This window comes from Microlunatus sp. YIM B11417 (genome assembly GCF_059617205.1).
Genome location: NZ_JCAMPJ010000005.1, coordinates 100,793 through 114,410, shown reverse-complemented (window position 1 = coordinate 114,410; position 13,618 = coordinate 100,793). Strand labels below are relative to the sequence as shown.

General features: G+C 70.8%; 12 protein-coding genes. 8 read left to right on the top strand and 4 right to left on the bottom strand.

Annotated features, from left to right (window positions below):
- Positions 1-448 precede the first annotated feature (448 nt).
- Together AC6CCG_RS23010 and AC6CCG_RS23005 are read right to left on the bottom strand one after the other, a co-directional pair.
- Complete coding sequence (locus AC6CCG_RS23010) at positions 449-1,384, bottom strand: NAD(P)-dependent oxidoreductase (protein ID WP_496657051.1); 936 nt, start codon at positions 1,382-1,384, stop codon at positions 449-451.
- A complete protein-coding gene (locus tag AC6CCG_RS23005) occupies positions 1,381-2,379 on the bottom strand; it encodes an NAD-dependent epimerase/dehydratase family protein (protein ID WP_496657050.1) in 999 nt (332 codons plus the stop codon). The genes AC6CCG_RS23010 and AC6CCG_RS23005 overlap by 4 nt, the downstream gene beginning before the upstream one ends.
- 78 nt (positions 2,380-2,457) lie before the next feature.
- Between AC6CCG_RS23005 and AC6CCG_RS23000 the strand changes: the two genes are divergently transcribed.
- The 7 genes from AC6CCG_RS23000 (at position 2,458) to AC6CCG_RS22970 (ending at position 11,527) form a co-directional block, all read left to right on the top strand.
- A complete protein-coding gene (locus AC6CCG_RS23000; RefSeq protein ID WP_496657049.1) occupies positions 2,458-3,990 on the top strand; it encodes a four-carbon acid sugar kinase family protein in 1,533 nt (510 codons plus the stop codon).
- A 210-nt stretch (positions 3,991-4,200) separates the two neighbouring features.
- Positions 4,201-5,733, top strand: coding sequence for an ABC transporter substrate-binding protein (locus tag AC6CCG_RS22995; protein ID WP_496657048.1), 1,533 nt, complete (start codon positions 4,201-4,203; stop codon positions 5,731-5,733).
- The gene (locus AC6CCG_RS22990; RefSeq protein ID WP_496657047.1) at positions 5,730-6,677 is read left to right on the top strand and encodes an ABC transporter permease; all 948 of its coding nucleotides are present in this window, start codon (positions 5,730-5,732) and stop codon (positions 6,675-6,677) included. Before AC6CCG_RS22995 ends, AC6CCG_RS22990 begins: the two co-directional genes overlap by 4 nt.
- Positions 6,674-7,528, top strand: a complete 855-nt coding sequence (locus AC6CCG_RS22985) for an ABC transporter permease (RefSeq protein WP_496657045.1) — start codon at positions 6,674-6,676, stop codon at positions 7,526-7,528. The genes AC6CCG_RS22990 and AC6CCG_RS22985 overlap by 4 nt, the downstream gene beginning before the upstream one ends.
- Positions 7,525-9,225, top strand: coding sequence for a dipeptide ABC transporter ATP-binding protein (locus AC6CCG_RS22980; RefSeq protein WP_496657044.1), 1,701 nt, complete (start codon positions 7,525-7,527; stop codon positions 9,223-9,225). The genes AC6CCG_RS22985 and AC6CCG_RS22980 overlap by 4 nt, the downstream gene beginning before the upstream one ends.
- The gene (locus AC6CCG_RS22975) at positions 9,222-10,412 is read left to right on the top strand and encodes a M20 family metallopeptidase (protein ID WP_496657043.1); all 1,191 of its coding nucleotides are present in this window, start codon (positions 9,222-9,224) and stop codon (positions 10,410-10,412) included. The genes AC6CCG_RS22980 and AC6CCG_RS22975 overlap by 4 nt, the downstream gene beginning before the upstream one ends.
- A gap of 230 nt (positions 10,413-10,642) precedes the next feature.
- Positions 10,643-11,527, top strand: a complete 885-nt coding sequence (locus AC6CCG_RS22970; RefSeq protein ID WP_496657042.1) for a helix-turn-helix domain-containing protein — start codon at positions 10,643-10,645, stop codon at positions 11,525-11,527.
- 9 nt (positions 11,528-11,536) lie between these two features.
- Here AC6CCG_RS22970 and AC6CCG_RS22965 read toward each other — a convergent pair whose 3' ends face one another.
- Positions 11,537-12,064, bottom strand: coding sequence for a pyridoxamine 5'-phosphate oxidase family protein (locus AC6CCG_RS22965; RefSeq protein ID WP_496657041.1), 528 nt, complete (start codon positions 12,062-12,064; stop codon positions 11,537-11,539).
- A gap of 94 nt (positions 12,065-12,158) precedes the next feature.
- Between AC6CCG_RS22965 and AC6CCG_RS22960 the strand changes: the two genes are divergently transcribed.
- Entirely contained in the window at positions 12,159-12,587 is a 429-nt protein-coding gene (locus tag AC6CCG_RS22960; protein WP_496657039.1) for a winged helix-turn-helix transcriptional regulator, read from the top strand.
- 147 nt (positions 12,588-12,734) lie between these two features.
- Here AC6CCG_RS22960 and AC6CCG_RS22955 read toward each other — a convergent pair whose 3' ends face one another.
- Entirely contained in the window at positions 12,735-13,502 is a 768-nt protein-coding gene (locus AC6CCG_RS22955) for an SDR family NAD(P)-dependent oxidoreductase (RefSeq protein ID WP_496657038.1), read from the bottom strand.
- Positions 13,503-13,618: the final 116 nt, after the last annotated feature.

The following is a 13,618-nucleotide window of genomic DNA, read 5'->3' as shown; positions in this document are numbered from 1 at the left end:
CCTCTGCTGGTGAAGCATTCCGGTCGGTTTCAACGTTGAACCAGTCGAGTTGAAGAGGAATCGTGACAGGCCCGCCCAGATCACCACCGACCTTGCGTCCGTCAGCCGGGCCGACCGGTCGCCGTGGACGCTGCCCTCAGCGCGGAAGTCCGCGCTGCCACACGCGGCCGGGATATCCCACACAGCCCACGGGCCGGGACTTTCCGCGCACCCCGGGAATTCCGCACACCCCGCGACCGCAGACTTCCGACCCGCGGTGAGCGCGACTCCACAGCCCCTCGGACCGCGACTTCCACACGGTCACCCGGGACCGAGGGCGATCCGGCGAAGATCGTCGACGAGGCCGCGGCAGACCCGGGCGACCCATCCCTCACCCACCCACCGACCAGTCAATTCCGCAGCGACACGCCGCAAGAACCGCTGCCTTGGTGACCGGTCGGCGGGCTTGTCAGATGAGGTTCTTCAGGGGATGGCCGGCGAGGAGGGCGGCCACGTTCTCCTGGATCAGGGCGTCGGCGCCGAGGGGGCGGCCGCCGGCGGTGTGCGGGGTGAGGATCAGGTTCGGGGCCTGCCAGAGGGGGTCGCCGTCGGGGAGGGGTTCGGTGGCGGTGACGTCGAGGGCGGCGCCGGCGATCTCGCCGTCGGTGAGGGCGGTCAGCAGGGCGGCCTCGTCGACGGTGGCACCGCGGCCGACGTTGATCAGCCAGGCAGTCCTCGGCAGCGCGCGGAACACGTCGGCACCGATGATCTTGGCGGTCTCCGGTACGGCGGGCAGGATGTTGATCAAGATGTCGGTCTCCGGCAGCACCGTGTGCACCTCGGCCGCGGCGATCACCGGGTAGCCGGCCCGCTCCCCCGCGCTGGACGCGACGCCGGTGATCTTGGCGCCGAGCACGGACAGGTACGGCGCCAGAGTCTTGGCGATGCTGCCGAAGCCCCAGATCGTCACCCGCGCATCGCGCAACGTGGTCAGACCCTGGGCGTTGTCCAGCGGCTGCCGGTAGCCGAGGGTTGTGTCCCAGGTGCCGCGGCGCTGCGCGTCGAGGGCCTTGTCCAGCCGGCGGGCGGCGGCGAGTGCCAACGCGACGGTGTGCTCGGCGACGGTCAGGTCGTGCAGGCCGCGGCCGGAGGCGATCGCGGCGTCCGGGTTGAAGCCGGCGGCGACCACCGCGTCGGTGCCGGCCATCAGGCCCTGGACCAGCCGGACCTTGGTCAGCCGCTCCGCCAGCTCGGCCATGCGGGCAGCCGGGTTGAGCCAGAGCACGACCACCTCGGCGTCCTCGTGTTCGGCCGGGAGCTCGGCCTCGGGATCGTACGCGACGCCCTGGACCCCCTCCGGCAGCTCGGGATCGAGCGGGACACTGGTCGGCAACAACACCTTCACGGCTGGCTCTGCTTCCGTTGGGGGACGAGTTCGGGATGCTCGCGGTCCAGGTAGTCGTGCAGGATCGCATCAAGATCATCGACGACGCCGACGCCGAGCTCCAGCGCCCGGTCACCCTCGGTGCGCGGCACCCAGGTGTCCACGATGGACTGGATCTGCGGATCGGGCTCGAACGTCACCGGCGCCAGCGCCTCGGCCGGTACGGTCCGGCGCAGCACCTCGAGCATCTCGGCGAAGGTCGCCGACACACTCGGGAAGGTGAGGGTACGGAACTCGCCGAGAGCCTCACCCGGCAGTCGGTACAGGTCGGCCAGCCCGGCCACGACACCGGCGACACCGCCGACCGCCATCCGCGTCTCGGGCGCCACCGGGACCGCGTACGGCCGGCCGGCGAGCGGCTCCCGGAACACCGCGCTGGCCGCCGAGGACGCCGCCGCGTTCGGCCGGCCGGGCCGGATGATCACGGTGGGGATCCGGGCCACCCGGCCGTCCACGAAACCCTTCCGCGTGTAGTCGTTGATCATCAGCTCCAGCACGGCCTTGGTCATCCCGTACGTGGTGCCGGGCCGCGGGGGCGCCGCGTCGCTGCCGACCGGTCCACTGCCCGGGCCGAAGATCGCCACCGAGCTCGTCGCCACCAGCCGGACCCCGCCGTGCCGCCGACAGGCCTCGAGCAGGGCCCGGGCGCCGTCCAGGTTGACCCGCAGGGCCAGGTCGAAGTCCTGCTCGCCCTGCCCGCTGACCACCGAGGCCAGATGGAAGATCCCGATCTCCGGTTCATCGAACAGCGCCTCCAGGCCCGCGGGATCGGCGATGTCGCCGCCGACCAGCTCGATCCCGGCCGGAGCCGTCGCCCGCGCGGCCTCGATCGCCGCCGGCTGGTCGTACCAGACGATCGTTGCGGCCGACTCCGGCGCGTCGGGCCGGCGCAACTGCTCGGTCAGCCGGCGGCCGAGGAAGCCCGCCCCGCCGGTGATGATGATCTTCCTGGACACCCGTCGATGGTAGCGACCGGGACCAGGGTCCCCGATCCCGGTCCCGGCCCCCGGAACGGGGGTGAAACCCTTGACCGCATGACGAGTCCGGTGCCGGAAGCCTCCCTGCTCGCCCCGCTGCCCGCCGAGTACGGGATCACACCCGAACGCCTGGCCGAGGCCTGCGCCGCCGGCCGCCGGGTCGCGGTCCTGGACGACGACCCGACCGGGAACCAGACGGTCAAGGAGTTGCCGGTGATCACCCGGTGGTCGCCGGAGGACCTGCGCTGGGCACTGCGCCAGCAGACCGTGGCGTTCTTCGTCCTGACCAACACCCGCAGCTTGGACCCTGCCGCCGCCGAGCAGCGCAACCGGGAGGTCGCCCGGGCCTGCCTGGCCGTGGCCGCCGAGGAGGGCATCGAGCTCACCTTCGCCAGTCGCGGCGACTCCACACTGCGCGGACACTTCCCGCTCGAGCCGGAAGCGCTGGCCGCGGAGTCCGCGGCGGCCGGCCGGCCGATCGACGCGGTGATCATCAATCCGTCCTACCTCGATGCCGGCCGGCTCACCGTCGACGGCGTCCACTGGGTACGGACAGCGGACGGGATGGTCCCGGCCGGGGAGACGGAGTACGCCACGGACGCGACGTTCGGCTACCGGAGCTCCGCGCTGGCCGCCTGGGTCGAGGAGAAGACCGCCGGCCGGATCCCCCGCGATCAGGTCATCACGATCACCGTGAGCGACCTGCGTCGGGATGGGCCGGACGGCGTCGCAGCCACCTTGCTCAGGCTGGCCGGGCCAGGACAGTCGCGCCCGGAGCCAGATCAACAGCGCACTGAGCTTGTCGAAGTGCACGGCGGGATCGCACCTGGCCCTTCGACAGGCTCAGGGAACGTCGTCCGCTGGGTGGTGACCGATGCCGTCTCCGATGATGATCTTCGCGTACTGACCCTGGGCCTGATCGCCGCCGAACGGGCCGGCCGGCGCTACGTCTACCGGGTCGGGCCCTCGTTCGTCCGGTCCCGGTCCGGCCAGTTCCCGGCCGCTCCGATCGACGACCCCGGCCTGCGCCCCGCTCCCGGCGCGACCGCCGCCCCGGGCGGCTTGATCATCGTCGGATCCCATGTCCCGTTGAGTTCCCGGCAGCTGGACCGGTTGACCGAGACGGCCGACGTCGACCAGCTCGAGGTGGAGGTCGACAAGATCATCGACCGCACCGACCCGACCCACCTCGCCGACCTGGCCGAGCGCGCCGCGACCGGTCTGGCCCAACGGCATGTGGTGATCAAGACCAGCCGGACCCTGCGCCGCGGCACGGACGGGGACCAGAGCCTCGCGATCTCGCGCACGGTCAGCCGCGCCGTGGTCGACCTGGTCCGGCTGATCATGGGCCGGCAACACCCAGCGTTCGTCGTGGCCAAGGGCGGGATCACCTCCTCCGACGTGGCGACCGAGGCCCTCGGCATCCGGCGGGCGACGATCCGCGGCACGCTGCTGCCGGGCATCGTGTCGCTCTGGCAGCCGGCGGAGGGTCCCGCCACCGGGCTGCCGTACGTGGTCTTCGCCGGCAACGTCGGCACCGACGACTCCCTGGCAGAGGTGGTCCGGCGCTTCGACAACGCCCGAGCATGATCATCGCAACCGCCGCCCGATCACCCGCGCGAGCCAGACCCGCAGCCGGGCGATCGTGCGCCTGAGCCGAGTCGCCTCCCGCCGCCAGAAGCCTCGCTCATCCCGAGGTGATTCGTACACCTGTTCGATTGTACGCAGCACGGCAGAACAAGACCAGAGGCGCCGAGGAAGCGTGGACCCTATGCTGTGTCCACCAAGGAGGTTCTCGCCGTGAGTCGACGTCCGAACGTCTCGTTCCTGCCTCGCCGTTCCGTCCTCGGGCTCGGTGCCGGGCTCGGTCTGGGAGCCGCCGTTGCGGGCTGTACCGCGGGGTCGACCAGCACGCCGGGCGGGCCGACGACCCGGACCCTGACCGTCGGCTTCGTCGCCGAACCGGCCAACCTCGACTTCACCCGCACCGACGGCGCCGCGATCCCGCAGGCCCTGTTGGTGAACGTGTACGAGGGCCTGGTCAAGCTTGATCAGAACGGCGCGATCGTGCCCCTGCTGGCCAAGTCGTGGACGATCAGCGACGACCGCCTGAACTACACCTTCGAACTGGTCGACAACGCGCGCTTCACGAACGGGCGGCCGTTCACCGCCGACGACGTGATCTTCAGCATCGATCGGGTCACCAAGGAGTGGACGACCTCACTCAAGGCGAAGATGGACGTCGTCGCCGAGACGACGAAGGTCGGCGAACATTCGGTCCAGGTGACGCTGAAGCAGCCGAGCAACTCCTGGCTCTATTCGATGGCGACCCGGGTCGGCGCGATGTTCTCCCGGACCGGCGTCGATGATCTTGCCAACCAGCCGTGCGGCACCGGGCCGTTCCGGTTCGTCGAGTGGAAGCGCGGGGATTCGATCACGCTCGAGGCCAACCCGGACCACTGGGGCGCCAAGCCCGGCGTCGACCGTGTCGTGCTGCGCTACTTCAAGGACGCGACGGCGCTGAACAACGCCTTGCTGTCCGGCGGGATCGACGTGATCTCCGCCGTCGTCGCCCCCGAGTCGCTGGGCCAGTTCGGCGACACGGCGCGGTTCCAGGTGATCGAGGGCACCTCGACCGGCGAGGTCGTGCTGAGCCTGAACAACAGCCGGCCGCCGTTCGACGACGTCCGGGTCCGCCGCGCCGTGCGGTACGCGATCAATCACCAGGAACTGCTGGACACCGCCTGGGCCGGTCGCGGTCAACTGATCGGCAGCATGGTGCCGCCCAGCGATCCCTGGTACGAGGACCTGACCGGGCTGTATCCGTACGATCCGGCGAAGGCCAAGGCGTTGCTCGCCGAGGCCGGGGCCGAGAAGCTCACCGTGAAGTTCCGGATCGCCAACCTGCCGTACGCCACCGCGGCCGCCCAGGTGGTCAAGTCCCAACTGCAGCAGGTCGGGATCACCGCGAACATCGAGCCGCTGGAGTTCCCGGCCCGCTGGCTGGACCAGGTGTTCACCAGGGCCGACTACGACCTGTCGATCGTCAACCACGTCGAGCCGCGCGACATCACGGCCGTGTTCGGCAACCCCAAGTACTACCCGCGCTACGACAACGCCGAGGTACGCAAGCTGTTCGCGGAGGCCGATGCCGGCACCGAGCAGGAACAGGTCACGACGATGAAGCAGGCGGCCAAGATCATCTCCGAGGACGCGGCGGCCGACTTCCTGTTCCTGTTCCCGAACCTGATGGTCGCCACCACAGCCGTCAAGGGCCTGCCGCAGAACGTGGTCTCGGAGTCGTTCGACCTGACCGGCCTGTCCAAGACGTGAGCCTCTATCTGATCAAGCGGATCGCGGTGCTGCTGATCAGCCTGATCGCGGCAACGTTGATCGTCTTCGGCTTCATGGCGGTGCTGCCGGGCGACCCCGCGGTGATCGCGCTCGGCGTCAACGCGACACCCGAGGCGATCGCCGCGCTGCGGGCCCGGTTCGGCACCGACCGCCCGTTGATCGTGCAGTACCTCGATTGGGCCGGCGGGCTGGCCCTCGGCGACTTCGGCACCTCGTACGTGAGCGAGACGCCGATCGGCCCGTTGATCATGGACCGGTTCGCCGTGACCTGCTGGCTGGTGCTGTTCGGGCTGATCTTCGCGTTGATCATCGCGGTCCCGCTCGGCACCGCCGCGGCGGTCCGGCACCGCAAGGTGTCCGGGCTGATCCTGTCCGGAGTCAGCCAGGCCGGCATCGCCGTACCCGCCTTCGTCGCCGGGATCGGCCTGCTGTTCGTGTTCGCGGTGAGCCTGCGGATCCTGCCGTCGGGCGGGTTCGTGGTGCCGGCCCAGGATCCGGTCGGGTTCCTCCGGCACCTGCTGCTGCCGGCCCTGTCGCTCGGCCTGGTGCAGGGCGCCGTGCTCAGCCGCTACGTCCGGTCCGCCGTGCTCGACGTGCTGCGGGAGGACTACCTGCGGACGGCGCGGGCCAAGGGCATGGGGCCGTATCGGGCGCTCTGGCGGCACGGCACCCGGAACGCCGCGATCCCGGTGATCACCGTGCTCGGGCTGCAGGTGGCGACGCTGCTGATCGGAGCCGTCGTGATCGAGCGGGTGTTCACGATTCCCGGGCTCGGCAGTCTGCTGCTGGACGGCGTCGCGAATCGGGATCTGCTGCTGGTGCAGGGAACCGTGATCGTGCTGGTGGCCGCCGTCCTGGTGATCAACTTCGTCGTCGACGTCGGCTACCTGGTGCTGGACCCGCGGCTGCGGAGGTCCCGGTGACCGCGACCGCTCCCCCGGCCCGGGCCGCCGGCCGGCGACCGGGACCGAACCTGATCGCCGGTGCCGTGCTGGTCGGCCTGGTCGTGGTCGTCGCCCTGGTCTCGTTCGTCTGGACCCCGCACGACCCGACCTTCGTCGACGGCACCGCCCGGCTGCGGCCACTGCTCGATCCGGCCTATCCGCTCGGCACCGACAAGTTCGGCCGGGACGTGTTCAGCCAGCTGCTCGTCGGCGCTCGGACGACCTTGTTCGTCGGGATCGTGGCGGTCGGCGTCGCCGCGGTGCTCGGCACTCCGGTCGGGATCGCGGCGGGGATGACCGAACGCTGGCCGGGCGAGCTGCTGATGCGGGTCAACGACGTGATCTTCGCGTTCCCGGCGCTGCTGCTGGCGATCATGTTCGGCGCGGTGTTCGGGCCGAGCACGCTGACCGCCATGATCGCGATCGGCATCGCGACCCTGCCGGCGTTCGCGCGGGTGGCCCGTGGGCAGACGCTGCAGGTGATGCGCACCGAGTACGTGCTCGCGGCCCGGGCGGCCGGTCGGCGCGGCCCGGCGATCGCGCTCCGGCACGTGCTGCCCAACATCGCGAGCATGATCATCGTGCAGGCGTCGGTGTCGTTCGCGATCGCGATCCTGGCCGAGGCGGCGCTGTCGTTCCTCGGCTTCGGTACGCCGCCGCCGACGCCGTCCTGGGGCCGGATGCTGTCCGAGGGCCAGGAACTGCTGTTCAGCGAGCCGCGGCTGACCCTGATCCCCGGACTGGCGATCGCGGTGGCCGTCCTCGGCTTCAACCTGCTCGGCGACGGATTGCGGGACTGGCTCGATCCGCGTCTGGAGGAGGTGCGATGAAGATCTCGCCGCGCCCTGAGCCCGTCGAAGGGCCCACGCTCGAGGTCACCGGCCTGACCGTGACCACGGGCGCCACTCCCCTGCTCAACGACGTGTCCTTCACCGTCGCGCCCGGCGAGCGGGTCGGCCTGATCGGCGAGTCCGGCTCCGGCAAGTCGCTCACCGCGATGTCGATCATGAACCTGCTCCCGGAAGGGCTGCAGGCGCACGGGTCCATCCGGCTGGCCGGGGTCGGCCGGGACCTGATCGGGCTGCCGGAGCGGCAGGCCTCCGCGATCCGCGGGCAGGAGACGTCGATCGTCTTCCAGGAGCCGATGACGGCGCTGAACCCGCTGATGCGGATCGGTGATCAGATCGCCGAGGTGATGATCCTGCACCGCACCGCACCCTCCCGCGCCGCGGCCAGGGCCGCGACGCTGGAATTGCTGGACCAGGTCCGGCTGCCCGACCCGGCACGGATCGCGCGGACCTATCCGCACCAGTTGTCCGGCGGGATGCGGCAACGGGTCGTGCTGGCCATGGCGCTGGCCAATCGGCCGCAGCTGTTGATCTGCGACGAACCGACCTCGGCGCTCGACGTCACCGTGCAGGCGGCGATGCTGGAGTTGATCACGACGCTGCAGGCCGAGCGGGGCAACGCGTTGTTGTTCATCACCCACGACCTGGCCGTCGTCTCCCAACTCTGCGAACGGGTCCTGGTGCTGTACCAGGGGGAGATCGTCGAGTCGGGCCGAACCGCCGAGGTCTTCGCCGCGCCGCGGCATCCGTACACCCAACGTCTGCTGGCCGCCTCAGCCCCGACGTTCCCTGAGCCTGTCGAAGGGCGGGCCCCATCGCCCCTTCGATCCGAGGACAGCACCGGGCTTGGCCCTTCGACAGGCTCAGGGCACGGCGAGGTGATCATCGAGGCGAGCGGGGTGAGCCGGACGTTCCGGCGGCCGCGGCAGTCGCCGTTCCGGGCCGGCGAGCCGGTGCACGCCCTGCGCGGTGTCGACCTCACCCTGCGGGCCGGTGATCGGCTCGGGATCGTCGGCGAGTCCGGTTCCGGCAAGTCGACGCTGCTCCGGCTCCTGGCCGCGCTGGACCGGCCGACCGCAGGGTCGATCACGTTCGACGGGACGGAGATCGCCGGACGGCCCGAGCGGTCGCTCGGCTTCCTGCGCCGCGACCTGCAGATCGTGTTCCAGGATCCGCAGGCCTCGCTCGATCCGCGGATGCGGGTCCGAGACATCATCGCCGAGCCGCTGGTGTCGCTCGGCATCCCCGGGATCGACGCACACGTGGCCGAACTGCTCGAGGCGGTCGGGCTGCCGCAGCAGGCGGCGCGCCGCTATCCGCACCAGTTCTCCGGCGGCCAGCGACAGCGGATCTCGATCGCCCGTGCGCTGTCGCCACGGCCCCGGGTGTTGGTCGCCGACGAGCCGGTCAGCGCGCTCGACGTGTCGGTCCGGGCCCAGATCCTCGACCTGCTGACCGAGCTGGTCCGCGACTTCCGGCTGACGTTGATCTTCGTCTCCCACGATCTTTCCGTGGTACGTCAGCTCTGCGACAGGGTCGCCGTTCTGCACTACGGCGCGATCGTCGAGCAGGGCGCCACCGCGGAGGTGTACGAGCACCCGCGGCACCCGTACACCGAACGGCTGCTGGCCGCCGTACCGACCTTGATCACTGCGGGAACCCAGGAGGACCGACGATGACCGAGATCATGATCGACGCCGAGGGCGTGATCGCCTTCACTCAGGCGCTGGTCCGGATCCAGAGCGTGAACGACCCCGCGCACGGCCGGTCCGAGGCGCCGGCCGCGGCCCTGGTGGCCGAGACCATGCGCGGCTTCGGCTGGCAGCCGGTGATCACCGAACCGGCGCCCGGCCGGCCCAATGTGGTCGCGGTGATCGAGGGCGGCGGCGGGCCGGGTCCGGTGTTGATGTTCGAGGGACACACGGACGTGGTCACCGAGGGCACCCTCGCGGAATGGACCCGGGATCCGTTCGGGGCGGAGATCGTCGACGGCCGGCTGTACGGCCGCGGCAGCGCGGACATGAAGTCCGGAGTCGCGGCGATGATCTTCGGCGTCCGGGCCCTGCAGTTGGCCGGGCCGTTCCCCGGAACGATCAAGGTCTGTGCGCTCGCCGACGAGGAGGGCCTGATGATCGGCGTCCATCACCTGGTCGACTCCGGCCAGATCGCCGACGTCGACGGCGCGATCGTCTGCGAACCGGAGGCCGAGGAGCTCTGTCCCAGTTCCAAGGGCGCGATCCGGGTGCTGGTGGAGTTCGACGGCCGGATGGCGCACGGCGCGATGCCGGACCAGGGCCGCAATCCACTGCAGCCGGCGGCCGAGTTCATCCGCGCGCTGGCCGACGTCCAGGACACGCTGCAGGCCGAGCCGGGACCCCATCCGCTGCTCGGTCCCAGCTACCTGACCCCGACGGTGGTCACCGGCGGTGATCTTGATCAGATCAACGTGATCCCGGCCCGGGCCACGGTCGCGGTCGACGTCCGTACCGTACCCGGAGTTGATCATGACCGGCTCGTCGAGCGGCTGACCGGACTGGCCGAGGCGTTGGCCGCGAAGGCGGAGACCGCGGCGACCGTGACGATCGGCGTCAACCGGCCACCGGTGGACACGCCGCTCGACGATCCTGTGGTCGTCGCGCTCGCGGCGGCCCACTCGATGATCACCGGCCACGAGCCGGTCTACGGAGGCGTGCCCGGCACCACGGACGGCACCATCCTCACGGCGAAGGCGGGCATCCCCACCGTCGTGTACGGCCCCGGCGGCAAGTGGATCGCGCACCAGGCCGACGAGTACGTGGAGCTGGACGACATCGTCCGCAAGACCCGGGTCTATGCCGAGGCGGCCCGCCGGTTCCTCACGGCCTGAACGGGTGTTCCGGGGACGGCTCCGTACCGAAACCGTCCCCGGCCCAGGCGCCGGGACTCCCCCGTTACGTCGCCGACGCCGGGCACACCTGTCCGCGCATCCCCCGAGGAGGCGCCCCTGACACGGCATGCCTCCACCACGGTAAACATGCCGGGGTGACACACCCGCGTCGAGTAATGTCACGTCAGCACGGTTTTCCGTGACCTGTCTCACGTGATGGAGGAAATTACGTGGTGACGAACCGACCGGTCCCGGACGACGGGCTGCCAGAGTTCGCGCGGGTCCTGGATGCGATCATGACCGAGCGGCGGATCGATGCCGCCGAACTCTCGCGACGGCTCGGGTCCCGGGGCCAGCGGGTCAGTCCCGCCGCCCTGCGCTCCTGGCGCACCGGCCGGCGGCAACCCGAGCACCAGGCCTCGCTCGAGGCCATCGACGCGATCGAGGAGCTGCTGGGACTGGCTCCGGCAAGGCTCCGGCGCAGCCTGCAGCCGTCGCGACGGCCCGGCCCACGTCCGCCCCGGCAACTGCTCGGCGAGCAGGTCGACCAGCCCGCGCTGATGGCTGCCCTCTACGAGAAGGTCGGGCTGTCGGTCGAACCGGGCTTCGTCCTGTCCTCGACGCAGCACATCCTCGAGGTCGGCGCCGATCGCCGGCCGACCCTGTTGACGATCTTCGCGACCATCCGGGCCGTCCGGCCGCTGGATCGGGTGCCGCTGGTGGTGACCTCGGCCGACCCGAACCATCCGCTGCGCGCCGAGGCGCTGGTCGGCGGCCGGTTGACGGCGAGCACCCGGGACATGGAGCACGGCATCTTCGTCTGGGTCTTCGAGCTGGACCGGCCGCTGCAGCTCGGCGAACTGGCCCTGATCGGCACCCGGACCGACTGGTCGCCGGGTGAGCCGGAGGCCGACAGCTACCGGATCTACCTGGAGGACCGGGCGAGCAGCGTCAGCCTCGGCGTGCGGTTCGCCGAGCCCGCGATCCCCAGGTCGGCGGTGGCGTTCACCGCGTTCGACGGCGGCGAGACACCCGCCCCGGTGATCCGGGCCAACCTCACCCACGCCTGGCACCGCACCGGTCCCGGGTCGGTCGGCCTGCGCTGGGACTGGTAGCGCCGACGGTCAGAAGGTCCAGCGGGTCGGGACGAAGTCGGCACTGGCCGGGAAGGCGTGCACGGTGGTCGGCGTGACCTGGTAGATCCGGTACGGCGGGCCGCCGGAGGTCGGCGCACCGTACTCCGCGTCGAGCTCGTCGCCGGCGACGGTCGTCGGCCAGCCGTACACCTCCTGGAAGGCCGTCGAGGCCCGGCCCAGGGTGGCCTCGTCGAGCACCCGGCGGGCGATGCCCTCGACGACCAGGTGGTAGCTGTCGACGTCGGCGGCCACCGAGCAGCGGCCGTCGGCGTCCAGGTTGCGGCTCTTCTGGGTGCTGCTCTTCGACGCGATGAAGAGGGTCCCGTCCGACCAGGCGGCGAACACCGGCCGGGTGTGCGGCTGGCCGTGGCGCAGCGTGGTCAGCCAGCGCCAGCCTCCCGTGCGCAGTCGTTGCACGACGTCGTCCCACTGCGGGTCCTGCGCGTCCTCGTTCACCCCGGCTCCACGGCCGCCCATCTTGATCGGGTCCGCGGTGGGCGTCTGCTGCTCCGTCATGACTTCCTCACTTCGACTAGTTACCTTTCCAAAGCAGTTCTGACTCTAGGCTATGCTGTGAGCAGATTGCAACTACTTGGGAAAAACCATCACTATGGCGACGTCGCGTTCGGAGTGTCCGCTGAACCTCGCGGTCGAACTGCTCGGTGACCGGTGGTCGCTGCTGATCCTGCGCGACGTGATGTTCGCGGGTCGGCGGCACTATCGGGAGCTGTTGCTGGGTTCGGACGAGGGCATCTCGACGAAGCTGCTCGCCGATCGACTGCAGGCCCTGACCGCGGCGGGGATGCTGACCCGCCGGCCCGATCCGACGCATCGGCAGAAGGCGATCTACAGCCTCACCGAGCGCTCGATCGCGCTGCTGCCGGCGCTGGTCCAGTTCGGCGTCTGGGGGCATCGCCAACTGGGCGCGGACGACGAGCTGAGCCGTACCTCGGAGGAGTTGGACCGCGGTGGCCCGAGGGCACAGCGGGCGTTCATGGACCGGCTGCGCCGCGATCATCTGGAACTGCGTCGCGCCTGAAGCTGTGCGCCTGGCGGTGTCCGGGTGCGTGCAGCGCAAGGCCGACGAGGAAGGGCTGCTGGGCCGCAACGCGACCGAGGAGAACGCAGCGATGTGCGTGCCCGGGCGCCGCCAGGTGTGCAGCTTCAGGCGCGACGCAGTTCTCGGTCAGGCGGGCGGGGTGTAGCGCCCGTCCACCGCGGTCCAGCCGCCGTCGACCATCAGGCAACTGCCGGTCACGTAGCTGGCCGCGTCGCTGGCCAGGAAGACCACCGCACCGGCGATCTCGGACGGCTCGGCCCAGCGTCCCAGCGCGCTCTTGCTGGCGTACGCGGCCGACCACGCCTCGTCCGCCCGGATCTGCGCGGTCAGCGGGGTGGCGACGATGCCCGGCGCGACCGCGTTGCAGCGGACCCCGCGCGGGCCGAACTCGGCGGCGGCGGTCCGCAGCAGCTGGATCAGGCCGGACTTGGTGGCCGCATAGGCGCCCTGGCCGGGCTCGACCGTCGTGGCCCGGATCGAGCTGAACCCGATGATGCTGCCCCGGCCGCGCTCGGCCATCGGCGCCCCGAAGGCCCGGATCAGCCGGAACGACGCCGCGAGGTTGAGCCCGATCACCCGGTCGAACTCCTCGTCGGTGTAGTCCACCAGCCGCTTGCGTACGTTCGTCGCGGCGGTGAACACCAGGACGTCGACATCGCTGAACTCCGCCGCGGCCGCCGTGATCGCGTCACGGTCCAGCACATCCAGCGGGTGGCTCCGCCCGCCCGCGAGCTTCGCCGTGGCCGCCGCGGCCTCGGCGTCCAGATCCGCGGCGATCACGTCCGCACCGTGCGCCGCCAGCGCCAGCGCCGACTCCCGCCCGATCCCGTTGCCAGCCCCGACCACCAGCGCCCGCCGCCCGTCGAGCCGGAACAACCGGGCGTAATCGTCCATGATCACCATCCTGCGACCCTACTGCCCGGCGGCTCACGGAGTCTGTGAACCAGGCCACGCCGTCTCGGGGACCGGATCGACCCTCGCGAGCCGAACCTGAGTGAATTCCTGCCGGG

Bases quoted from the DNA above. Each gene is read 5' to 3' on its own strand.
- AC6CCG_RS22975 (WP_496657043.1), top strand. From the start codon at position 9,222: ATGACCGAGATCATGATCGACGCCGAGGGCGTGATCGCCTTCACTCAG.
- AC6CCG_RS22960 (WP_496657039.1), top strand. From the start codon at position 12,159: ATGGCGACGTCGCGTTCGGAGTGTCCGCTGAACCTCGCGGTCGAACTG.
- AC6CCG_RS22965 (WP_496657041.1), bottom strand. From the start codon at position 12,064: ATGACGGAGCAGCAGACGCCCACCGCGGACCCGATCAAGATGGGCGGC.
- AC6CCG_RS22955 (WP_496657038.1), bottom strand. From the start codon at position 13,502: ATGGACGATTACGCCCGGTTGTTCCGGCTCGACGGGCGGCGGGCGCTG.
- AC6CCG_RS23000 (WP_496657049.1), top strand. From the start codon at position 2,458: ATGACGAGTCCGGTGCCGGAAGCCTCCCTGCTCGCCCCGCTGCCCGCC.
- AC6CCG_RS22980 (WP_496657044.1), top strand. From the start codon at position 7,525: ATGAAGATCTCGCCGCGCCCTGAGCCCGTCGAAGGGCCCACGCTCGAG.